Below are 23003 nucleotides of genomic sequence, written 5' to 3' on the forward strand. Positions count from 1 at the left end.
AGAGTGATGAATGTAATGACCAAAGTTCATAAAGGAGGTTTTCAAAATGAAGGTCAATTACAACATCCAGAAGGAAGAGCGCAAGGCGATGGTCGGGATCGTCGGCAAGGTGCTTGAGACGAAGCCCGTCTACTGCGGCGCACCGAGTTTTTCCTACAAGGTCGGCGCATTCGAGATCACGAAGGACGGCAGCCTTTGCTTCGACGATGCCGCAGACGAAGCGACTGTTACGCGTGTGCGCACGGCACTACGCGAGGCAGGTTTCACGTCCAAGGACGGCGAGAACGAGGCTTTCTGCGGGGACACAGGGGCGAATGAGCCGAGCCGACCGGAAGCGGCGGTGGAAGAGCCTAGCGAAGTTGATCCGGCAGAGGATAAGCTGACACCAACAGAAACGCCGGCAGAAGTTACTGCGATGGAGGAAGCTGTCGTCGCAGCAACCGATGAGGACAACCTTTCCATCAGTCTCCCACGCAGCCTTTTCACCGAGACGGCACTGCAGAATCTCGATGCACTCCTCCTGAGCAAGGGACGCCTGATTCGGCACGCCTTCGACATCCGGGAGGCAACCTACACGCTGACGGATGACCGCATCACCTTTGCATGGCTGCACGGCACGGTCACCGACGAGACGGCAAAGGCATACGCCGAGTTCATCAGCAAACTCTGCCAGATGGCACGGACGCAAAAGCGCGTCACGGCAAAGGAGAAGATTGTGGACAACGAGAAATACGCATTCCGCTGCTTCCTCCTGCGCCTCGGCATGATTGGCAATGCCTACAAAGAGTCGCGCAAGATTCTCCTGCAGAATCTTACGGGCAGCAGCGCGTTCAAGAGCGGACATCGGAAAGGAGATGAGCGTAATGAGGTTTCCGAGTAGAGAGCAGATCGCCGCACTTCGTGAGCAGTACCCGCGCGGGACGAAGGTGGAACTCCTCGGAATGGACGATCCGCAAGCCCCGCCGATGGGAACGAGGGGCGAGGTCATGGGTGTTGATGACGCGGGGCAGCTTCTCGTCCGATGGGAGACAGGATCCTCGCTCAGTTTGATCCCCGGCGTGGACTCCTTCCGCATCGTGCAGAAAGACGGTCAATCATGAACGAGAAGGTTGTTTCCCAAATCATGGATATCCGTGATTCGGGGCAGGTGAATATGTTCGATGTTCCTGCGGTTCAGCGGATAGCGTTTGAGAAGGGATTCTACGAGCTGGTCTGTTTCATCGAGGAAGACCGTGCGGCGTATGTACGCTTCATCCTCACGGGTGAACAATAGGCGATAGTTTCAGCGATTCAGCACAGCCTTTCGGGGCTGTGTTTCTCTCGAAAAATAAGTGTGGTTTATCCGAAATATGACTTGCTATATTCCTCGTTTAGAGTGATATATACACATGGAAAAGGGAACAACCTACACACAGAAAGCGAGGAACACAAAATGAAGAACGCAGAAGCAAGATGGCCGAAGACCACCACGATGGAGCACCTCGATGAGTTGCGGTTCGGGACGAGCGGCGCGATCCTGCGCTACGGCGAGCAGATCCTTGTCGTCGGGATGGAATGTTGGGGTTTCCACGCAGCCGTCTACGAGATGGTTGAAACGCCGGAGGAGACGGGACTGGCAGACATTGAATGCCGCCTGAACCTCGTCGAAGCCGCCACGGAGCTTTTTGAGGACGGCGGGCACGCGATGGCATGGTGCATGAAGCGCATCTAAGCCACGCCGAACAACAAAACAGCCCTTCGGGGCTGCTTCTCGTTTCTGCGTTTTTGAGTCGCTGACGGCGGCTCTTTTTTGATGGGGGTGATTGCTTGCGGAAACTGACGGATTACAAGCCGACGAGGTTCATGGCAGAGGACGCACACTATGACAAAGCCGCTGCGGACTATGCCGTCGGCTTCATCGAGTGCCTGTGCCATACGAAGGGGACGTGGGCAGGAAAGCCCTTCGAACTCATCGACTGGCAGGAGCGCATTATCCGAGACATTTTCGGAATTCTGAAGCCGAACGGCTATCGGCAGTTCAACACGGCGTATGTGGAGATTCCCAAGAAACAGGGAAAACAGTTGGCACTCGATACGAAAATCCCGACACCGAGCGGGTTTACCACGATGGGCGATATTCGCGTGGGAGATACCGTTTTTGATGAAAACGGACAGGCCTGCCGTGTTGTCGCCAGAAGTGATGTGGATGATACGGAGCAAGCCTATCGGCTGACTTTTCGTGACGGCTCGTCCATCGTGGCAGGGGAACGGCATCTCTGGAATGTGGATTACATCATCGGGAAGCCGCAATCTGTGCTTTGGACAACAGGTGATATTTATCGCCGAACGATGAAATATCGGGCGCGGTACGCAGACAACGATAAAGAGGCACGCCGTTCCATTATCCGTATTCCCGTGGCAAAGCCGCTGAATCTCGCAGAGTGCGATCTTCCTGTTGACCCGTATCTTTACGGATATTGGCTCGGCAACGGATGCGCCACAAAGCCTGAAATCACCATCTGCGACAAGGATGTACAAGCGGTCACTCAGAATGTGCCATATGCTCCATACAACAGCATTCCTCAGCCGGGAAGTGTGCGCGTGTACTATGAGGAACTAAAGAGCATTCTCGTGTCGACATTCCGCGATAAGGTGATCCCAGTCGCATATCTTAGAGCCTCGGAGCGACAGCGATGGGAACTCCTGCAGGGGTTGATGGATTCTGACGGATGTATCGGCAGTCGGAAAGCGCAGAGCGTCTACGTCAGCACCATCAAGCAGCTTGCCGAATCAGTACGCGAACTCTTGTGGAGTCTCGGCATCAAGAATGCCATGACGGAAGCACCGTCTACGCGATGCGGAAAGCCGACGGGGGAGACATTATACATCATACGATTCACCACATTTGACGATCAACCGACATCAAAACTGCATCGGAAAATCTGCCGGAAACGGGAGCGGGTTAAGGAAACTCGCTCCTGTTTTCATTATCTGGCAGATGTTGCGCCGCTCAAAGAGCATGTCCCCATGCAGTGTATTCAAGTGGACAGCAGAAGCCATTGTTATCTTGTAGGGGAATCCTTCGTTCCGACGCACAACAGTGAGCTTGCCGCTGCCGTCGCGCTTCTCCTTTGCTGCGGCGACGGAGAGGAGCGTGCCGAGGTTTACGGCTGCGCCGCTGACCGTCAACAGGCGAGCATCGTATTCGAGGTCGCAGCCGACATGGTGCGTATGTGTCCCGCACTCGGCAAGCGAGTGAAGATCCTTGCCTCCCAGAAGCGGATGGTGTATCTGCCGACGAACAGCTTCTATCAGGTGCTTTCGGCAGAGGCGTACTCAAAGCATGGCTTCAATATCCACGGTGTTGTATTCGACGAGCTGCACACGCAGCCGAACCGCAAGCTCTTTGACGTTATGACGAAAGGCTCCGGCGATGCGCGTATGCAGCCGCTCTACTTCCTTATCACCACAGCGGGGACGGATACGCAGTCCATCTGCTACGAGACGCACCAGAAAGCAAAGGATATTCTCGAAGGGCGAAAGATCGACCCGACCTTCTATCCCGTGATCTATGGAGCGAAGGAAGATGAGGACTGGACAGACCCGGAGGTCTGGAAACGGTCGAATCCGTCGCTCGGTATCACGGTCGGTATCGATAAGGTACAGGCAGCCTGTGATTCCGCACGGCAGAATCCAGCCGAGGAGAACAGCTTCCGACAGCTGCGGTTGAATCAGTGGGTGAAGCAGTCCGTACGATGGATGCCGATGGACAAGTGGGATGCGTGTGCTATGCCTGTGGATGCAGAGTCCTTGGAGGGGCGCGTCTGCTACGGCGGGCTTGACCTTTCCTCCACGATGGATATTACGGCATTTGTGCTCGTATTCCCGCCAACCGAGGAAGATGAGCCGTTTGCCGTGCTTCCGTACTTCTGGATTCCCGAGGAGAACATCGACCTGCGCGTGCGGCGTGACCATGTTCCGTATGACGTGTGGGAGAGACAGGGATTTCTTATGACCACCGAGGGGAATGTTGTGCATTACGGATTCATCGAGACGTTCATTGAGAAACTGGGCGAAAAGTACAACATCCGCGAGATTGCCTTTGATCGATGGGGTGCGGTGCAGATGGTGCAGAACCTTGAGGGGATGGGCTTTACCGTTGTTCCGTTCGGGCAAGGCTTCAAGGATATGAGCCCGCCGACCAAGGAGCTGATGAAGCTCACTCTGGAAAAGAAAATAGCGCACGGCGGGCATCCCGTCATGCGCTGGATGGCAGACAACATCTTTATTCGCACCGATCCTGCGGGGAATATCAAGGCAGATAAGGAAAAATCCACCGAGAAGATCGACGGCGTGATCGCCCTTATCATGGCACTGGATCGTGCGATCCGTTGCGGGAATGATACCTCGGAATCCGTGTATGAGAGCCGTGGTGTGTGGGTGTTTTAGGGCGATCGTATACACGCTTTATCTTCACATATGGCCTTGCTATTTTGCCGATAGTACGGGAATATACACATACCGAAAGGGAAAACCGAAGGAACCAGAAACGGAGGAAAAGAAAATGAACAAGCAGGAAATCGCCAAGATCATCGAGAGCAAGGCTGCCGAGTACGGACTCAAGCTGCAGGAAAACACGATGGGCTGGGCAAACGAGAGCAACCACGACAGCTACATCCGCATCGAGATTCGCAAAGAAACGGATTACGAGAAGACGGATTGGGAAGCCCGCGAGGTTTTCCGAGACATCAAAGCCAATGCCAGCATTTGCCAGATGGGCGGAAATCCCACGCCGGAGGAGCTTTTGAAAGCCGCCGACGAGATTGCGCGGGGCGCGAAATTCACAGCCGACATCAACAGCATGGAGCTTTCCTGCATCGAAATCTTCTAAGCTGAAACGACGGAGCACCGCTCGAAAGGGCGGTGCTCTTGCTCTCATCATCTTCTGTGTTAAGGCTTTTTCATACCGTTTTGGAAATGGAGGTTTCCATGAGCTTCTTCACAAAACTCTTTCGTTCGCGGGACAAGCCCAGAGATTATCTTGGCGGCTTGTCCTTTTTGTTTGGGCAGACAGCGGCGGGCAAGGCGGTCAACGAACGGACGGCAATGCAGACGACGGCGGTCTATGCCTGTGTCCGTATTCTCGCGGAGTCCATCGCAGGGCTGCCGCTTCACGTCTACGTCTACAAAGGACAGGGCAAGGAGCGCGTGCCGGAGCATCCGCTGTACTTCCTACTCCACGATGCGCCGAATTCCGAGATGACGAGTTTCGTCTTTCGTGAGACGCTTATGGCGCATCTCCTCCTGTGGGGAAATGCTTATGCCCAGATACTTCGGGATGGCAGGGGGCGTGTCCTTGGACTCTATCCGCTGCTCCCGGACAAGATGGATGTGAGCCGCGACAGCCGTACGGGGGAACTCTACTACACCTATATGCGAAGCACGGAGGAGAATCCGAATTTTGCAGACAAGGGGCAGATTCGTCTGCGCCATGAGGATGTTCTGCATATCCCGGGACTCGGCTTCGATGGTCTTGTCGGATATTCTCCTATCGCTATGGCGAAGAACGCCATCGGGATTGCGCTTGCCACAGAGGAATATGGTGCCGCCTTCTTCAAGAATGGGGCGCGTCCGGGCGGTGTTCTGGAACATCCGGGGGTTCTCAAGGACCCGTCGAAGCTCCGTGAGAGTTGGCACGCCGTTTACGGTGGAACGATGAACACGGGCAGGATCGCCGTCCTTGAGGAGGGCGTAAAGTATCAGCAGATAGCCATACCGCCCGAGGAGGCGCAATTTCTTGAAACGAGGAAGTTCCAGATTGACGAGATCGCACGTCTCTACCGTGTGCCGCCGCATATGGTCGGTGATCTGGAAAAGTCGAGTTTCTCGAACATCGAGCAGCAGTCCTTGGAGTTCGTGAAGTACACACTGAACCCGTGGGTCGTGCGGTGGGAGCAGTCGCTTCAAAAGGCGTTGCTGACGGAGAAGGAGCGGAAGGATTACTTCATTCGTTTCAACGTCGATGGGTTGCTGCGTGGGGATTACAAGAGCCGTATGGAGGGATATGCCATCGGGCGGCAGAACGGATGGCTCTCCGCGAATGACATCCGCAGTCTTGAGGACATGAATCCCATCGAAGCGGAGGAGGGCGGCGATCTATACCTTATCAACGGGAATATGACGAAGCTAAAGGATGCGGGGCTGTTTGCCGGTAGGCAGAAGGGAGTAAGTGATGAAACGTAAATTTTGGAACTGGGTACGGAACGAGGGAGAGAAGCGTGTCTTGCTCCTCGACGGTGAAATCTCAGACGAAACGTGGTGGGGCGATGAGGTCACACCTCAGATGTTCCGCTCTGAGCTGAACGCCGCTGAGGGAGATATTGACCTCTGGATCAACTCACCTGGCGGCGACTGTTATGCAGCGGCACAGATCTACAATATGCTGATGGAATATCCCGGCGAGGTCACGGTCAAGATTGACGGGATTGCCGCTTCCGCCGCATCCGTCGTTGCGATGGCAGGATCGACCGTCGAGATTTCTCCTCTAGGTTTGTTGATGCTGCATAATCCGATGACCGTTTCTATCGGAGACACGCACGAGATGGAGCGGACAATTACGTTCCTCTCTGAAATCAAGGAGAGCATTATCAACGCCTACGAACTCAAGACGGGACTTTCCCGTGCGAAGATTTCACGTCTCATGGATGCCGAGACATGGATGAATGCAAAGAAAGCAGTGGAACTTGGGTTTGCGGATTCCGTTCTCTATGAGAATAGGGAACATCTCACAAGTGCTGCGGCAGACGGGCTGATCTTCTCCCGCGCCGCCGTCACAAACTCTCTGCTCTCGAAATTCGGGCAGGGGACACACAATGTCGATGCAGAGCCTCTGAAAAGACGGCTCTTTTCTATTTCACACTAAGGAACTAACGGAGGGACAAACACATGGATAAGATCATGGCAATGCGCGAGAAGCGTGCAGAAATGTGGGAACAGGCAAAGCAGTTTCTGGATTCTCACGAAAAGGACGGTCGTCTTACGGCAGAGGATGCCAAGGCGTATGAGCAGATGGAGAACGAGGTACTCGCGCTTGGCAAGGACATCGAGCGCATAGAGCGTCAGGCGATTCTTGACGCGCAGCTTGCAAAGCCTGTAACGGCAGCAATCACCAACACTCCGGGGGCTGCGTTCAATGCAGAAAAGACGGGGCGTGCAAGCGAGGCATACCGCTCTGCGATGCTCAAAGCTCTCCGTACGAACTTTCGGCAGGTGGAGAACGTCCTGCAGGAGGGGACGGATGCCAGCGGAGGCTATCTCGTTCCCGAGGAATATGACAAACGTCTCATCGACGTACTCAGCGAAGAGAATGTCCTGCGTCCGCTTGCGACGGTTATCACCACGAGCGGCGAACACAAGATCAACATTGCCGCCACCAAACCTGCGGCATCGTGGATCGAGGAGGGCGCTGCGCTTACCTTCGGCGACGCGACCTTTGACCAGATTGTTCTCGACGCACACAAGCTCCACGTCGCGGTCAAGGTGACGGAAGAGCTTCTCTACGACAACGCCTTCAACATTGAGAGCTATCTCATCGAGCAGTTCGGCAAGGCTCTCGGCAACGCAGAGGAGGATGCGTTCCTCAATGGCGACGGCACGCACAAGCCGAAGGGACTTCTCACCTCGGCAAAGACATCCGTCACCACGGCGGCGGCAGACATCAAGGCGGACGAACTCGTGACGCTCGTCTACAGTCTCAAGCGTCCCTACCGCAAGAATGCGGCGTTCATCGTCAACGACCAGACGCTTGCAAGCATCCGAAAGCTCAAGGATGCCAACGGTGCATATTTTTGGCAGCCATCGTACCAGATGGGTGAACCAGACCGTCTGCTCGGCTACCCCGTCTACTCTTCGGCGTATATGCCCGCTGTCGAGGCGGGAAAGATCGTCATCGCATTCGGCGATTACTCCTACTACAACATCGGCGACCGTGGGACACGTTCCCTGCAGGAACTCAAGGAGCTGTTTGCAGGCAACGGCATGGTCGGCTACGTCATGAAGGAGCGTGTAGACGGCAAACTCGTCCTCGAGGAAGCCGTGCAGACGCTCAAGATGAAGGGCTGATGTATGGAAGCGCTGATAAATTCAGCACCAATTTGATGGACTTTAGTTTTGCGGCAAAGAGGGGAGGTGGTTCTATGCTTGTGCCACTTGCAGCAGTCAAGCAGTATCTGCGTGTAGATACCGACGATGAGGACGATCTCCTCATGCACTTTACGGAAACGGCAGAACAGATTTGTACGGCTCTCCTGCGTGTGAAGAAGCTGTCCAAGGTCGAAGATCAGGCAATCGTGCGTGTCGCGGTGCTCTATGCCGTGTCCTATCTCTATGAACATCGGGAGGAAGCGGATCACAGAGGGCTTGCGCTGACGCTTCGCTCCTTGCTTTTCGGTGTACGGAAGGAGGACTTTTAGGTGAGAGTGTCCATGAGCGAACTGCGTCATCGAATCACTTTCCTGCGTCCCGTCACGGATACGGACGATGAGGGAAATATCCTCGCGCAAACAACACAGGAAGTCGGGAAAGCATGGGCACTCGTTCTGCCCTTTGCGGCAAAAATCTCCGACGGATATGCGGAGAAGGTGCAGGAGGTGGATTACCGCATCGTCATTCGTTATTGCAAAGATGTAAAAGTGACGGATCGTATCCGTTGGGTCGATAAAACCCTCACACCGATTGTGCCGCCGTATCCGCTTGGCGGGAAGAAGCGATGGCTCGTGATGGAATGCAGGGAGTTGGTGGAAGATGGCTAGATATAGAGGTTTCGTCTCTGCCGAGAAGATCCTTTCGGAACTCGGCGCGGAGGCAACGACTGCGGCAAAGGAAGCCCTTGCGCATGGCGCGGACGATGTGGTCGCAGAGGCAAAGAACCGCTGTCCTGTCTATACGGGAACAGATAAGCGCGTGGTAAAGGGCGCACTCCGTGACTCGATCCATAACCGACTGCGCAGGAAGGACGGTTCTGTTTGGCGCATAGCGGCAGATGCAGCGTCTCAGGATGGCGTATTCTACGGCGTGCTCGTTGAGTTCAGCCCACGTATTAACAAGCCGTTCCTCTATCCCGCGCTCGATGCCAAGAAGGACGGTATTCGTTCTGCCATCGTCGATGCTGTGCGTACGGCGATTCGGAGGAGGGGAAAATGAGTGTTGCCAAGATGGTGTATCAGGCACTTGTGCGCTCCAAGGAGCTGACGCAGCTTCTCGCGCATGGAAAGAAGAGCATCTACCACGGGCGCAGTCCCAATGCGGGGACGTATCCGATTCTCGTTTACTCCGTCATTTCCGACGTTCCCGCGCTCTCGGCAGACGGTGCGGAGTTGGAACGCCGAATCACGGTGCGTATCCATATTCTGACGAAGGATGGTAGATTCGGAGAGATTCATCACGCCGTGCAGAACGCGCTTTTGCCACTCGGCTTTGTCCGTGCGCAGACGCAGGAACTGACAGAGAAAGATATTTTCGTGGAAATCACAGATTACAGAACAGCAGTGGAGGGAGAATAAAATGCCAAGTCCAACACCGGCAACAAAGCCCGCAGGGAATCTTACGAGCGGGCAGTTCATCAACATCCAGAAACTTCATATCGCCAAGATGCTCACCGATGCGGCAGGAGGGGCGGCGACCTACGAAGCTCCGATTCCGCTAGGAAAGCTCCTGCGCAAAGTGGACATCAAGCCGCAGACGAATCAGGCGGAACTTTTCGCGGATGGGCAGTCCGTGGATACGGCATCTAATACCGCATCCTACGATTTGACCTTCGATACTGCCGCGCTTCCTTTGGAATACACGGCTTACCTTCTGGGACACAGTATCGAAAACGGCGTAATGAAGGCGGGCAAGGACGATGTCGCTCCGTACTTCGCCGTGCTCTTTCAGTCGGATAAGCGCAACGGCAAGAAGAGATACACCAAATTCTACAAAGTCCAATTCACGGAACCCTCCGAGAGCGGCAACTCAAAGCAGGAGAGCATTCAGTTCGACACACCGACGCTGACGGCAAAGGCGATCTACCGTCTCTCGGACGGTCTCTCTTACGCCAAGGCAGATGAGGAGGCAGCGGGCTTTGCCGCAGAGACGGGGACGAAGTGGTACGAGCAGGTCTGAGGGAGGAAGCTATGGAAACACCGAAACTGCATATTGCGGGCAGGGAGATCACGCCGAACCCTCCGAAGATGAAGGTCTGGCGTGCGTTCCTTGCCTTTTTTGATGCCGACAAGGAAGATTTGAGCCTTGAAGATTTTCTGGACGAGCATGTCCGTCTGATCGTTCTCGGCTTCGGCAGGGAGGAAGTGACAAGGGAATCCGTGGAGGAGAATGTAGACGTTGCGGACATTGTGCCGCTGACGCGCTTCCTTTTCCGTTGGATTCAGTCACTGACCTTCTCCAAACTGGTGAACCTCCCAAACGGGGAGACGGGGAAAGAGGCGTAGTTCTTTCTCCGTACCAGAATTTACTGCGTTACTACGAGCGACTGCAGTCCGCCTACGGGTGGACAATGCACGAGATTGATTCACATGAGATTGGATTCCTGCTCGATCAGCTTGTGGTAACGGCACTGTGCGAACAGCAGCAATGTGAACGCTTTATTGACGATGTGATGTAGGGAGTGAGATGGAGTGGCAAAGCGCGGACAGAAGATCGATGAACTCTATCTCGACATCGGTCTCAACATCGCACAGCTGCAGCTGGACTTCGATACGGCGGGCAAGACCGTCTCGGATTCCATCGCACGTCTCAACAGCAAGGCAAACAACATCCATCTGAAACTGGATGCCGACCTTGCCAAACTCGACGGCGTGGGGACGGAACTGGACAAGATCAAGGTGCGCTATCAGGCGATCAACCGAGAACTCGACATTCAGCGGCAGAAAGAACAGATTCTTGCCGCTGTCCTCCAATCCGCAAAGAAAAACGATGGCGCGGACAGCGCCGCCTATCGCCGTGTGGAGAGCAATCTCCTGCGACAACAGCGCGCTGTCGCACAGACCGAAGCAGAGGTGCGAAAGCTGAATAACCGCCTAAAAGAAAGTGCGGTACTCTCCGGCACGCTCGGCGGACGTATCTCAGCGGGCATGACGGCGGCACAGGCGGGTGTCAAGAATCTAACGAGCGGATTCAATGTCCTCTCCACAAAGATGGCTGCCGTTATGGCAGTCGCTGCAACAGGCGCGGGACTGTTCAACATCACAAAGGACGCGATGCTTGCGGGCGAGAACGTCTATAAGCTGACGCAGCGACTTCATGTCTCTGCGAGTGAGGCGGCGGCGCTCAATCGGGTGTTCCAACTTGCGGATACGGACATCAAGAGCGTCATTCCTCTGATTGCACGTCTCGACAAGCAGGTATCTGCAGCGGGCAATTCCGGCAATGACACGTCTCGCGCACTCTCGCGCTTTGGCATCGCACTCAAAGACCAGCAGGGGAATCTCCTGCCGCTGAATGAGCAGCTCGCCCAACTCGCGAAGGGATATAAGACCGCAAGCGAGGCCGGGATGGAGGAAGCATATACCGCCGAGGTGCTCGGTGCGCGTGGTACGGCGCTCATTCCGATTCTCGAACAGTATGACGATCTGATGACCATTTCCTCGCGCGTCAAGACCACGGGACTGCTCGACCCGGAACAGGCGCATGAGACCTATCTCAAGTGGCGCGAAATGGAGATGGAAGCGGGACAGCTGAAACTTGCACTTGGTGCGGCACTGCTTCCTGTCGCCGAGGAACTCATGCCGGAGATCAATGACGGCTTTGAATCTCTCGTTGAAACGATTCGGGATAACAAGGACGAAATCAAGGATGCCGTCCTCGGATGGGGTGAAGCACTCAAGACCGTCGCGGAGCTTGCGGGCTTTGTCGGCGAGCAGATTCATAAGGTCAATGAACACGCCGAGGCGAATGCGTGGCTCATGAAGAATCATCCTGTGGCATCTCCGCTGATTGCTGTTCCGTTCCTCGGCGGTACGGTTCTTGACGCACTCTATGGCGATGAGTACAAGAAATACCAAGAACAGCAGAAGATTGCCAAAGAGAAAGCGGCGGCAGAGGAGAAGGCACGTGCCGAAGCGGAGAAGAATGCCAAGGCGCAGGAGCAGAATGCAAAGGCGGCGAAAATCCGTGCGGCAGCCGAGAAAGATGCTGCAAAGACGGTCAGCGAGTCTGCAAAGGCGACCGCACAGCTGACGGACAATTTATATACACTGACACACACGGATGTTCAGAACAGCTTTCACAGTCTGGATCGCGAATCCTTCGATTTCTTCCGGAAGGGCGCAGATCCGCACCTCATTGACGAATACCGTTTGGCAAAAGAAGCGAAGATTTACGCTGACTTTCAGCGGGACGTTGTGGACAAGGCGAATGCGCTCTACAAGACGGATCTGCAGAACAAGCTGGATTCCATCGCCCGTGAAGCCGATGCCTTTCGTCAGAAGGGCTTGGACGAAGTCCAAACGCAGAACTGGCTCAGTGAGAGCAAGGCGCGTGTCATGGAGCAGTGGGAGCGTGATGTCGCTTCCAATATTGACTCGATCTGGAAAACGGAACTCGAAAATCGCCTTGCGGAGATCGAGCGCGAGAAGGATGCGTGGGTGCAGAAAGGTCTGGACGAGGTCGAGGCGACACGCTGGGCAGAGAAGGAAAAACTCGATGCCAAGCGTAATGCCGCCTTGGAAGTCCTGCGCTCCCAGAAAGAGGAACTGAAGGTATTCAAGCAGTCCGGGCAGGTCGGGCTGATGGAGTACCTGCGCAAAAAGAACAAGTTTACGGCAGAGGATCTGAGGCTGACGCCGGAACTCCTGCAGCAGTTCCAGTCCGGGCGCAAATGGGCGATGGAGAATCTCCTGCCGAATTTTGCCCCCGAGAAGCGTGAAGACAGTTCCCGCATCCGTGTCAATGGGCAGGAGTTCTCGTATGCACAGATGATGGCAGGATTGGGGAAACAGGTGCAGATCGTGCAGGGAGGGGGACAAAATGTCCCGTCCTCTCGTGAAGCACAAGGTTCTCCCTCCATGACGGACAATCGCCAGATTCACATACAGGTGCAAATCGAGAACGCCGTCACGGAGGATAACGAGGGAATGCGTATGCTCGCCGATCATGTCGCCGACCGCATCCGTCCTGCCGTTGAAAATGCCCTAGGGGGTGATTCCAATTCATATTCACATTGGTGAGGTACGGACATTATCCGTTGAAAACTGGCAGACCATTCCCGACGACCGTCAACAGCTTTTGGAAATTGTCGGCGGAGCGGTCGTGCAGGATTTCGGACACATCACGGAGGGCGACCGTATTTCCTGTTCGGTCACGGTCACTGCTGCCGATTGGGAGAAAATCAAGGCATATTGGGATAGCCGCACGATGGTATCCGTAACGGATGAGGGCGGGAACATCCTGCCCTCTATGCGTGTTGTGGTGAAGTCCTACGAGTATGTGGCTCATTTTCCGAAAGTATATAAACTGTCTCTGGAATTTTGGAGGGTGTGACAATGGCAGAACTCCTGCATATCTATATGAACAATCCGACGGAGGGTAGCAAGGATGGGACGGAGGTCAGCTCCGGCACGGAACTTGCGCCCATCTCCGTCCTCCTCGATGCGGGCAAGGGCGAGCAGAAAGCTGTCAAATGCGCCGTGCGGTGTGAGAGCGGCTTCCATATTGACGGAGCCTTGACGATCAAATTCATTGGCGATCATGCGGATAAGTGGAAAGCGGCAATCAATAACGGATACACTGCCGAAACGGTATTGGAGTCCGCCGAGTGGAAAGACAGTATCGCATTATCCAATGTCGGCGACACGAATACCGTCTTCTGGGTCAAGGCACTCAGCAGTGCAGATGAGCCACCGCAGCAGGATGTGAGCGTGGACATTCAGGCAGAGGGACTCCTAGTCTCGAATTGAGGAGGTTTGTATGGCGTTCAAATACATCAATCCGGGCTATGCGGAGCTGCTCTCGGCTCGTGGAGGCACGACGGTAACAGGGGAGCAGTACAGCAAGACGGGCGTATCCTTTTGGCAGCCGACCAGTGACAAAGGGCTGACGATTTCAGAATTCCCCACAGAGCTTTACGGGAAACTGGATCTGTACTTCAAAGCACCGGAGAATGCAGACCGTGCCAAACTTACCCTTGCGATTGGAGGCTACATCATCGTTAGCGCGGAAACGTCCTGGAGCAGGTGGCGCATGAAGGGAAACAACAATAACGATACCATTGCCACTTCCGACAGCATTCGCGTAAATGCAGTCAATACCTTGTGGTTCCACGTCAAACCGGGGCAGAACAATGACGGTATCTTTCGGGCACTCCTGAACGAACGCGAGGTTTATAACAAGCAGGACTGCTCTTTTTGGTACGCCTACAGTTCCAGTGAAAAGACCATTACGGTTTACAGTAGAACCGAGGACATTCTCGTCTCGAACCTCATCCTCTCGGATGAGGAGATCAGTCCGAGAGAGCAGGTCATTATGCTGCCCGTCCAATCGACGCAGACAAATATGACCGACTGCGGTGATGGAAGCTATGAGGCGACAGCGGCGAATCAGGAGATTCTGCAAACGGTGGATGTTGCCGCCCTGTCCGCGCAGTATGGCGCGGACTCGCGTGTGACGGGGATTTCCCTTCTCGGCAATCCCGCCTATCGCACGGCAGAGGGACTGTGTGCCTTGACAGCACATGAAAAGAGCGGCGGGAATATCACGGAATACGGAAGGCACATTGTAGAGCAGAATCCGACGTCCGTTGTTGCGGATGCACGATCCGTCTCCATGACGATTGCAGAACTCACGGGGCGGCAGTTCGGATGGAGAGCGGGAACATGAGCATCAAGCTGAAACCTGGCATTTGTATTGCGTGGCTGCCGTTCGGGCGCATTCACATCAAGTCTGTTATATATGCCACGGTGATTCCCGTATTTCGTCAGCCCGTGCAGGTCAGCGGAGATACGTCGCGCCGTCTCAACACGTCCATCGCCATGCGTGCAGATACCTTGCGCGATATTCGGATCGTCAAGAAAATCACGGTAACGGGCGACACGCAGCGTCGTATCGGTCATTGTGAAGCAGCGTTGGTAGATATGAAACGGACTCTTGTCAAACAGTCACGCATCGTTGCAGACACGAAAATCGAGATTCCACATACGCTTACCTACGCAGAGTTTAGAGAGCGCGGGATTCGCTCGTTCTCCGTGACGCTCGGCGAACTCAGTCTCTCGGATAACATTCAACTCGAAACCGTGAATCCTCTCCCCATCGGCTCGAACGTCCAAGGTCGGGTGCTGGACTATGCCTTCCGTTTTCTCGTCGAGGAAACAAGTCAGCGCGGCATCGTGCAGTCCGTCAAGGGGACGTACAGTAAAGACACACTCCTCTACACGCCCATCCATATCTACGTCGAGCGGGCGAAGGTCTCGCGCTATGCGGCGGAGATTGCGGCGGCACTGAGGATTCGGCTGCATCGCCTGACCGATGATTTCACGCCGTCGCAGAACTTTGAGGGCAGCGGTATGACGTACCATGACTTCATCTCCGCACTCTTCGGATGGACGGCAAAACTGCCGCAACGTCAGATCAACGTCTTTATTCGCGGTGATACGCTCCACATCATTCAGCGCGGCATGGAGGAGTCTGTCATTGACATTACGAACTGGCCGCACGCACAGCCGACCGTAGAGCGGAAGCTCCTGCGCTCCGTCTGGCACAGCTCTCACAACGATTCCACCGGAGCGCACAACGAGGAGGACACGTCTCCCGTTCCTTTTACGGGCACGATTTCCTTCAAAGAGATCAGCAGAACCTACTCCAACGGTTTTCTTGTCCGTGAGACGAACGAAAACGGCTACAGTACCTATTCCTATGACGGGGAGTATCTCGCCGAAAAGCGCACGCACAATGTGGACGGTTCGACAAGCCGTACGGATTATGCTTATGCCTCTACAGGGCGTGACGTGTATCTCTTCAAGGAGTGGGAGCGTACAACAGAGGCGGTCAATGACGGGAAGAAGCATACGGAATATGACTGGGAGGATTGGAGCCGTGAGAAGGGGACGGAGCGCATTACCTACCATGCGCCGCTCGGCTATGGATGGTATGCGACCACGGTCTATGTGGACGGTGTGCTTGAAGGAAGTTCGCTCTCACAGGGAAAGCCCGGCGGTAAGGCGAGTCAGTTCACCGTCGAGCAGTCGAATCTGAGCCTTGGTGCTCATTACGCCAGTGACGATACACTGCCGTATTCCTCGCTCATCGACACCGAATTTCCCGTTGTGGGGGCAGAATATTTACGGATGCTGACAAAGGAAATCGAATGGCTCAATCGCAAAACGCAGGAGACAGTTACAGTGGAGATTCGCGCACGGATTCGTAGCGGCGTTCCTGACATTGACCACATCGTCGATTTTACCGAGCGCATCCGCTTCGAGGGGTACGAGTATTTCTTGCAGTCTAATACGGTGGAACTCACGCCGCGCCTCCTGCGGCAGACAATCAAGATGGTGAGGTGGTACGGATGAACGGCGTTCTTGGACTTGCGGCGGCAATACGAGCAGGACTGCAAAATGGACAATCTCAGGAATCTCGCGCACAGAGGGGAATCATCCGTAACGGGCGTGTTCATATCGGCGAGCGATCCTATCCTTTCCGTGCGGCAGTGGACTGCAATACGTCAGACGGCAGTTTGGTGTGGGTACAGATTTCAAAGGGCGGCACTGCCGTTATCGTGGGAGCGTGAGACGATGCACAGGGCGAGAGTGAGAGAGGTGCGCGGGAATCGGGTGCTTGCGGATGGTGTGTGGCTTACCTGCATAGGAAATCGCACCGTCTATCCGGGCGAATGGATCTGGACGGACGGTCGCTGCGTCTACGGGCATGAATCCAATGGGGGCAGCAGTTATGTTCCGACGAATGTTCTTTCCGGCATACCGCTCCTCCAGATAAAGTGGAAGGATCAAAAAAACCAGATGCTCCATTCGTACTATGCAAAAGGAAAGATTCATCCGCTCGGTTTTTCCCAAGAGGATATATGGATGGTCAACAGCAGTCGCCACTTCGCGTATGTTACAGGCTATGGAATGCTTGATGCCGAAATGGATGAGCGGGGAAATCTCTATACCCTCGAAGCTGTCAATGCTCTCGTGTTCCCGCTCATCGGGGCAGATCAGCGTGACAGTATCCTCGCTGTTAAATGCAACGGAGAGATTATTGCCTCATACGATCTTGTGCCGATGTTTGGTGCTCCCGCCGTATCCGGTCCCACTGACCTCTATAGCTGCCAAACAGAAGGCGGGCGGGTGGATAAAGCAGGGAACTTCAAAGTGATGATATGGCACTCCATATCAGAGCATGGGGAAAACGGAAGCCATGTCAGCACAGACCGTTATGTGTTCTTCGATGGCAGCAATCTTGAGCCTTGGATGGAGAAAACCAAAACAACGTCAAGAGACTCTGTTACAGGGGAATCCCATACTTCGGAAAGCAGATGGAGCGCACCGGATTACAGCATCCGCTATCCTCTCCATGATGGAATGTATATGCGCTTTCCTGCAAATCTGGATTATCTTATCTCTGGGAAAAAATATATCTCAAAGATTTACAGCGCAAAGGATGAGCTGCTCATGGAACTGGAAACGAATCCGACTGCCCGTACAAGTCTCTGCCCTCTGGGACAGGGGAAATATCTTGTCAGCACAGGCTCGCCCTTATATTTATGGAAAGACGGTCAGTTTACGGAACTGATGCGCGGATGCTACAACTACCGTCTGCGCAGGATGAGCAATCTCAATAAATGGAAAAAGGCAGGAGGTCTTTGATGATGGATCATATTCTTACCATACGTCTTTATGCGGCGGGCATTGGCATCGTGGTCGGGGAGTTTCTTGGCAGCTTCGACGATCTGCTCTATGCCCTTGTCGCGTTTGTGGCGACGGACTACATCACGGGAGTTCTCCGTGCGATTGTGGAAAAGAAACTGTCTAGTGCGATAGGGTTCAAGGGAATCTGCAAGAAAGTCTGCATCTTCACTCTTGTCGGCGTGGCGAATGTGTTAGATGTTCACATCATTGGAAGCGGATGCGTCCTGCGCTCTGCCGTGATCTTCTTCTACATCTCGAACGAAGGAATCTCGATCATCGAGAACGCAGCACGAATGGGGCTTCCCGTTCCACAGAAATTGCAGGACATGATGCACAGCCTCAAAGATCAATAGGATACATAACAACTTCAACGCCCGGCGGATGATCGTCGGGCTTTTTATATTGGCGTAATTGTGTTTCATACAGAAATTTTGCCCGTAGGGGTGACCAAAAGTGCCGTTTTTGTCTGCTGCTTCATGAAGGGAGATGTTGAGATGAGCAAGGAAGATGGACTTCGGGAAATGACGTATCAGATGGTGATGCGTGCTTCATGGAAAATGCTGCAGAGCGGACTTTTGTCAGAGGACGAGTATCTTGCCTTTGAAGCGAAAATGCGCGAGAAATATCGCCCCGTCATAGGGCTTCTATTTTCAGATATTGACTTGCTATCGTGCGGATAGTACGGGAATATGGGAGTGGAAAGGAGGGATTGCCTTGAAGATACGAAGAGTCCAACCAAGCCCTATATTGCAGAAAAAGCTGCGTGTGGCTGCCTACGCCCGCGTCTCTGTGGACACTCTTCACCACTCTCTTGCGGCGCAGGTCAGTTACTACAGTGCTCTCATCCAGAATAATCCCGCATGGGAATACGCAGGAGTGTACGCAGATGAAGGCATCACAGGCACAAGTACCGCGCATCGGACGGAGTTCAAGCGACTGATCGCCGACTGCAACGCCGGGAAGATTGATTTGGTGCTCGTCAAAAGCATCAGCCGTTTTGCCAGAGATACCGTGGATTGCCTTCATACCGTTCGACGACTGAAAGAGAAGGGGATTGCCGTCCGCTTTGAGCGCGAGAACATTGATTCCACATCCGAGGACGGAGAACTCCTCTTGACGCTGCTCGCATCCTTTGCCCAAGAAGAGAGCAGAAGCATCGGCGACAACATTCGGTGGGGCGTGCGGAGGCGGTTCGCAGAGGGGATTCCGAACGGGCATAAAGCACCTTACGGCTACCAATGGGACGGTGAGATGTTTCGCATTATCCCTGCTGAGGGCAAGATCGTCAAGGAAATTTACCGCAGATACCTTGCCGGGGAATCTGCCTACGCCATCGCGAAGAGACTCGCAGGGCGCGGAATCACGGGGCGGCAGGGGAGACCCATCGAGCAGACCACGGTAAAGGATATTCTCTCCAACATCTCCTACACGGGTACAATGGCATTGCAGAAAAACTACATCAGTGAGGGGCATATTCGCAAGCGGAATAAAGGGGAGCTGCCTATGTATCTGGTGGATGGGATGTTCGAGTCGCTTGTGAGCAAGGATGACTTCGATAAGGTGCAGGAGATACGGAAACTGAGAGCCGCGCAGTCTTGCAATCGGAATCCTGTGCTAATGCCATTCTCGGGAATGGTGAAATGCGGATGCTGCGGAGGCGGCTTCAGCAGAAGATCTGCAGGGAAGTACAGACGATGGGGCTGCAACACAAGAGAGCGGAAAGGCAGCACTGCTTGTGACAGCCGTCCAATCAAGGAAGAGGAGCTTATGGCTGCGGTCAGAGCCGTCATAGAGAAGGATGATTTCGATGCCGCAGAACTCAAGCGCAAGGTGTCCAAGATCGTCATTCACGGTGACTGTGTGGAATTTCACCTAACCAATGGTCGCATAAAAAAGACTGCCCGCATCTACAACGGGCAGCGCGGCAGCAATCCCTTCACCAACAAAGTGTACTGCGCCTCCTGCGGCAGCAAGTGTGAGCGCGATACATGGACGAAGGGGACTAAGGTGTGGGCGTGCAGTCAGCCACGCACGAAATGCGGATTGAAACGGCTGCCCGAATCCGAACTAAAGGAAGCGGCAGAATCCTTGTTCGGTGACTGCTACGAGGGCAAGATCGTGCAGAACGTCGAGCGGATCATCATATCCGACGATGAAGTTGTTTTCCATTTGAAAGAAGGAGGCGCATACCGATGGCAAAGACAGTGAGAGTCATCCCAGCAAGCCCTAAAATCTTTCGCTCTGAGGTTACGGCAGAACCAAGGCGGCGCAGAACGGCAGGGTATGCTAGAGTTTCGACCGATCATGAAGAACAGGCTTCCAGTTACGAAATGCAGATGGCACATTACAAGAACTACATCGAGAGTCGTACGGATTGGGATTTCGTCGGCATGTATTCGGACGAAGGGATAAGTGGAACCAACACAAAGAAGCGTGACGGGTTCAACCAGATGATCGAGGATGCCCTTGCCGGCAAGATTGACCTCATCATCACCAAGTCCGTCAGCCGCTTTGCGCGGAATACCGTGGATTCTCTGCAGAATGTCCGCAAACTCAAGGAAAACGGTGTAGAGATTTACTTTGAGAAAGAGAACATATGGACATTTGATTCGCGCGGCGAACTCCTTATCACGATTATGTCCAGCCTGGCTCAGGAGGAAAGTCGCAGCATCTCGGAGAACACCACATGGGGCAAGCGCAAGCAGTTCGCCGAGGGCAAGACCAGTGTGGGCTACAGTGCATTCCTCGGCTATGACAAGGATTTCAAAATCAACGAGGAACAGGCGAAAGTTGTAAAGCTCATCTACAAACTCTTCCTTGGCGGGCGATCCTTCTACGCCATCACTAAGGAACTGGAGAAGCGCGGCATCAAATCACCGTCGGGAAAGGACAAGTGGTACATCTCCACAGTGCGTTCCATTCTTACCAACGAGAAGTACCGTGGCGATGCACTGATCCAGAAAGAGTATACGGCAGACTTCCTCGATAAGACGCGACGGAAGAATACGGGCGAGATTCCGCAGTATTATGTGGAGGAGCACCACGAGGCTATTATCCCACCGGACTTCTTCGACTTTGTGCAAGCGGAGATAAAGCGTAGAGAACAGAACGGCAAGCACAGCGGCGTGAGCATCTTCGCGAACAAAATCAAATGCGGCAGCTGCGGAGGTTGGTACGGGGCGAAGCTGTGGCACTCCACGGACAAGTACCGCAGAGTCATCTATCGCTGCAACAAGAAATATGCCCACAAGGGCAAGCCTTGCAGCACAAGGCATCTGACGGAGGAGGAGATCAAACGAATTTTCGTCAAGGCACTGAATTCCTTGGTGGAAGTCAAAGAGCACGTGATTGCAGAACTTCGGTCGCTGGTTGATGATGTTTGCCAGACAGGGAAGTTGATGGAGGAACGGGATAAAGTAGAGCAGGAACTTCGCGCTTTGGCAGAACGGCTTGAAAAACTGATTCGTGAGAATGCACGGGTGGCACAGGATCAGACGGCATATCTGAAACAGGAAAATGAGATTCGTGCAAGCTATCTGGAAAAGCAGGGGCATCTAGCGAGGTTGGATGAGAAAATTGCCGAGAGGGAGGGCAAGAGAAACACCTTGGAGGGCATGATTCAAGTGGTATGTGGTATCAACGGGGAACAGGTTGAGTTTGACGAGGAGCTATGGGGCGGACTGCTCGATCACATTGTGGTCAAGGAGGACGGGCAGGTGGTTGTTGTTTTCAAGGGCGGGATTGAGAGCGGCGTTGATGGATGTAGAGGTTTGTTCTATTTAAGGAAATAAAGCGGATGAAGATCGGTACTCTATAGGGGGACATTGGCAGGGAAAAGATGCGCTGAGAGAAGTTGGACTACAGTTATCAGCGTTTCTTACAATACAGTCAACAAATTAATTAAGAAGTGTTATCCTTAAAGCTTTTCGAGTTGTTTTAAATGATCTTGCACTAATGTGTGTGAATACATTTTAGGTTGATCGGAATCACGAACAATTCGCCATAGGATAGCAGCTGCCTTTAATTTTGATTTGAACTTGTCATTTATGGGATCAGCGCAGAAATCTTTTAAGAAGCGGTTCCATTCGCATACAGAAGAATCATACTTTGCATACGTCGATATCCCCTTATATACATTCAACATGTCCTGTATAGTAAACGATGTGTCGTGATCCGCTTTCACCTTTCGCCATGCGGTCGCCATATCTGCTGTAAATTTAAAGGGAGAAACCCTCGTCAGATTTGAGAAATATGTTCTAAACTTTGTGTTGAACGAAAAGTTGCAAGCAAGTAATGGTGTGTCCAAGGAAATCGCTCCAGATGACATCATCTGCTCTTTTTGGGGAGTGGCTTTGACTATGTTCCCTTTAAAGTATTCTGCAATGTTGTGATTGAGATCTTTTTTTACCCCCCTGTGTGCAATTCCAAGCTTTTTGCAAATCTCTACGAGTTCTGTTCGATACCAATAATATTTTATAAACTCCTCATATGAGCGAATCTCATCAAATGCAGGACGCTGTGTCATAATGACATCTCCTCGTAAATAGCAGGTCAGACGAATAGATGTCTATCATTATATCACATTTATGGTATGACACAACGCATGATTTCGAGATGGGGCAGGCGCGTGTCTTTCGGTGTGGCCGCATCACTGTGGTGGAGGAGTGTACGGATGTGACGGGGATGCCACTTTTATCCTTTGCTCATCCCGCAGAGGATCTCTATTGCCGTGTCGATGCACTCTCCTTTGTCGTCGAGATTACGGCACAGGGACGGGATTTCTTTTTTATAAAGAACACTATCCATCCATGCGACTTGTGGAGGAGAATGGGCGGTACTATATCCATGGATTTTACAATGTGGGCGAGGAGGAGTTCATCGCAGATTACTTTATCCACTATGGGGATGCAGTGCAAACAGTCGAGCCTTTGGCACTCAGAGATGTGATCCGCACAAGACTGCATACGTTGACGGTGCATTATAAGGAGATAGCGTAATTCTTCATTATGTGTAGAGCCTCCCGCATGGGGGCTGCTACAGGCAGTTTTTTTCACAAAGAATCATTAGGCAACATACCCTATCCTGTGTTATAATTTTCTTATATTTGAAACGTAGGAGGGAAGGCCC

Annotated in this window: 28 protein-coding genes; 27 read left to right on the top strand and 1 reads right to left on the bottom strand. The window is 53.4% G+C overall.

The window, feature by feature from the left end:
• The first annotated feature begins 46 nt into the window (after window positions 1-46).
• The 26 genes from HMPREF9166_RS00465 (at window position 47) to HMPREF9166_RS00585 (ending at window position 21667) form a co-directional block, all read left to right on the top strand.
• A complete protein-coding gene (locus HMPREF9166_RS00465; protein ID WP_009442064.1) occupies window positions 47-880 on the top strand; it encodes a virulence protein in 834 nt (277 codons plus the stop codon).
• Window positions 864-1100, top strand: a complete 237-nt coding sequence (locus HMPREF9166_RS00470) for a DUF4314 domain-containing protein (protein ID WP_009442065.1) — start codon at window positions 864-866, stop codon at window positions 1098-1100. The genes HMPREF9166_RS00465 and HMPREF9166_RS00470 overlap by 17 nt, the downstream gene beginning before the upstream one ends.
• Window positions 1097-1273 carry a DUF5049 domain-containing protein gene (locus tag HMPREF9166_RS00475; RefSeq protein WP_009442066.1) on the top strand — a complete coding sequence of 59 codons (177 nt, stop codon included), beginning with the start codon at window positions 1097-1099 and terminating at the stop codon, window positions 1271-1273. The genes HMPREF9166_RS00470 and HMPREF9166_RS00475 overlap by 4 nt, the downstream gene beginning before the upstream one ends.
• Window positions 1274-1432: 159 nt before the next feature.
• On the top strand, window positions 1433-1711 hold the full coding sequence (locus tag HMPREF9166_RS00480) for a hypothetical protein (RefSeq protein ID WP_009442067.1): 279 nt from the start codon (window positions 1433-1435) through the stop codon (window positions 1709-1711).
• A gap of 95 nt (window positions 1712-1806) precedes the next feature.
• Window positions 1807-4428: a terminase TerL endonuclease subunit gene (locus HMPREF9166_RS00485; RefSeq protein WP_050749683.1), complete on the top strand. Its 2622-nt coding sequence runs from the start codon at window positions 1807-1809 to the stop codon at window positions 4426-4428.
• Window positions 4429-4543: 115 nt separating this feature from the next.
• Entirely contained in the window at window positions 4544-4870 is a 327-nt protein-coding gene (locus tag HMPREF9166_RS00490) for a hypothetical protein (protein WP_039980740.1), read from the top strand.
• 98 nt (window positions 4871-4968) lie between these two features.
• Window positions 4969-6222: a phage portal protein gene (locus HMPREF9166_RS00495; RefSeq protein WP_039980742.1), complete on the top strand. Its 1254-nt coding sequence runs from the start codon at window positions 4969-4971 to the stop codon at window positions 6220-6222.
• Window positions 6212-6901, top strand: coding sequence for a head maturation protease, ClpP-related (locus tag HMPREF9166_RS00500; protein ID WP_009442071.1), 690 nt, complete (start codon window positions 6212-6214; stop codon window positions 6899-6901). Before HMPREF9166_RS00495 ends, HMPREF9166_RS00500 begins: the two co-directional genes overlap by 11 nt.
• A gap of 23 nt (window positions 6902-6924) precedes the next feature.
• Complete coding sequence (locus HMPREF9166_RS00505) at window positions 6925-8100, top strand: phage major capsid protein (protein ID WP_009442072.1); 1176 nt, start codon at window positions 6925-6927, stop codon at window positions 8098-8100.
• Between the two features lie 74 nt (window positions 8101-8174).
• Window positions 8175-8450: a head-tail connector protein gene (locus HMPREF9166_RS00510; protein ID WP_039980744.1), complete on the top strand. Its 276-nt coding sequence runs from the start codon at window positions 8175-8177 to the stop codon at window positions 8448-8450.
• Complete coding sequence (locus HMPREF9166_RS00515; RefSeq protein ID WP_175279218.1) at window positions 8451-8789, top strand: phage head closure protein; 339 nt, start codon at window positions 8451-8453, stop codon at window positions 8787-8789.
• Window positions 8782-9180, top strand: coding sequence for an HK97 gp10 family phage protein (locus HMPREF9166_RS00520; protein WP_009442075.1), 399 nt, complete (start codon window positions 8782-8784; stop codon window positions 9178-9180). The genes HMPREF9166_RS00515 and HMPREF9166_RS00520 overlap by 8 nt, the downstream gene beginning before the upstream one ends.
• The gene (locus HMPREF9166_RS00525; RefSeq protein WP_009442076.1) at window positions 9177-9539 is read left to right on the top strand and encodes a DUF3168 domain-containing protein; all 363 of its coding nucleotides are present in this window, start codon (window positions 9177-9179) and stop codon (window positions 9537-9539) included. Before HMPREF9166_RS00520 ends, HMPREF9166_RS00525 begins: the two co-directional genes overlap by 4 nt.
• Window position 9540: 1 nt before the next feature.
• Entirely contained in the window at window positions 9541-10140 is a 600-nt protein-coding gene (locus HMPREF9166_RS00530; protein ID WP_009442077.1) for a major tail protein, read from the top strand.
• An 11-nt stretch (window positions 10141-10151) separates the two neighbouring features.
• Entirely contained in the window at window positions 10152-10466 is a 315-nt protein-coding gene (locus tag HMPREF9166_RS00535) for a hypothetical protein (RefSeq protein WP_009442078.1), read from the top strand.
• A 186-nt stretch (window positions 10467-10652) separates the two neighbouring features.
• Entirely contained in the window at window positions 10653-13202 is a 2550-nt protein-coding gene (locus HMPREF9166_RS00540) for a hypothetical protein (RefSeq protein WP_009442079.1), read from the top strand.
• On the top strand, window positions 13174-13515 hold the full coding sequence (locus HMPREF9166_RS00545; protein WP_039980746.1) for a hypothetical protein: 342 nt from the start codon (window positions 13174-13176) through the stop codon (window positions 13513-13515). Before HMPREF9166_RS00540 ends, HMPREF9166_RS00545 begins: the two co-directional genes overlap by 29 nt.
• Before the next feature lie 2 nt (window positions 13516-13517).
• Window positions 13518-13931 (top strand): hypothetical protein, encoded by a 414-nt coding sequence (locus HMPREF9166_RS00550; RefSeq protein ID WP_009442081.1) that lies wholly within the window; start codon window positions 13518-13520, stop codon window positions 13929-13931.
• Window positions 13932-13941: 10 nt separating this feature from the next.
• On the top strand, window positions 13942-14850 hold the full coding sequence (locus HMPREF9166_RS00555) for a hypothetical protein (RefSeq protein WP_009442082.1): 909 nt from the start codon (window positions 13942-13944) through the stop codon (window positions 14848-14850).
• Window positions 14847-16538, top strand: a complete 1692-nt coding sequence (locus HMPREF9166_RS00560; RefSeq protein ID WP_039980748.1) for a hypothetical protein — start codon at window positions 14847-14849, stop codon at window positions 16536-16538. The genes HMPREF9166_RS00555 and HMPREF9166_RS00560 overlap by 4 nt, the downstream gene beginning before the upstream one ends.
• Window positions 16535-16756: a hypothetical protein gene (locus HMPREF9166_RS11765; RefSeq protein ID WP_071586062.1), complete on the top strand. Its 222-nt coding sequence runs from the start codon at window positions 16535-16537 to the stop codon at window positions 16754-16756. The genes HMPREF9166_RS00560 and HMPREF9166_RS11765 overlap by 4 nt, the downstream gene beginning before the upstream one ends.
• Window positions 16757-16760: 4 nt before the next feature.
• Entirely contained in the window at window positions 16761-17834 is a 1074-nt protein-coding gene (locus HMPREF9166_RS00565) for a hypothetical protein (protein WP_039980750.1), read from the top strand.
• Window positions 17835-17836: 2 nt separating this feature from the next.
• Entirely contained in the window at window positions 17837-18229 is a 393-nt protein-coding gene (locus HMPREF9166_RS00570) for a holin family protein (protein WP_039981483.1), read from the top strand.
• A 141-nt stretch (window positions 18230-18370) separates the two neighbouring features.
• Complete coding sequence (locus HMPREF9166_RS00575; RefSeq protein WP_039980751.1) at window positions 18371-18556, top strand: SHOCT domain-containing protein; 186 nt, start codon at window positions 18371-18373, stop codon at window positions 18554-18556.
• A gap of 34 nt (window positions 18557-18590) precedes the next feature.
• Window positions 18591-20084: a recombinase family protein gene (locus tag HMPREF9166_RS00580; protein ID WP_009442087.1), complete on the top strand. Its 1494-nt coding sequence runs from the start codon at window positions 18591-18593 to the stop codon at window positions 20082-20084.
• Window positions 20069-21667 (top strand): recombinase family protein, encoded by a 1599-nt coding sequence (locus HMPREF9166_RS00585; protein WP_039980754.1) that lies wholly within the window; start codon window positions 20069-20071, stop codon window positions 21665-21667. Before HMPREF9166_RS00580 ends, HMPREF9166_RS00585 begins: the two co-directional genes overlap by 16 nt.
• A 125-nt stretch (window positions 21668-21792) precedes the next feature.
• Here HMPREF9166_RS00585 and HMPREF9166_RS00590 read toward each other — a convergent pair whose 3' ends face one another.
• Window positions 21793-22404, bottom strand: coding sequence for an SAP domain-containing protein (locus tag HMPREF9166_RS00590; RefSeq protein ID WP_039980756.1), 612 nt, complete (start codon window positions 22402-22404; stop codon window positions 21793-21795).
• 280 nt (window positions 22405-22684) lie between these two features.
• On the opposite strand from HMPREF9166_RS00590, the gene HMPREF9166_RS12820 reads away from it, so the two are divergent.
• The gene (locus tag HMPREF9166_RS12820; RefSeq protein WP_009442090.1) at window positions 22685-22873 is read left to right on the top strand and encodes a WYL domain-containing protein; all 189 of its coding nucleotides are present in this window, start codon (window positions 22685-22687) and stop codon (window positions 22871-22873) included.
• Window positions 22874-23003: the final 130 nt, after the last annotated feature.

This window comes from Selenomonas sp. oral taxon 149 str. 67H29BP (assembly GCF_000146365.1).
In the GTDB taxonomy this organism is placed as follows: domain Bacteria; phylum Bacillota; class Negativicutes; order Selenomonadales; family Selenomonadaceae; genus Centipeda; species Centipeda felix.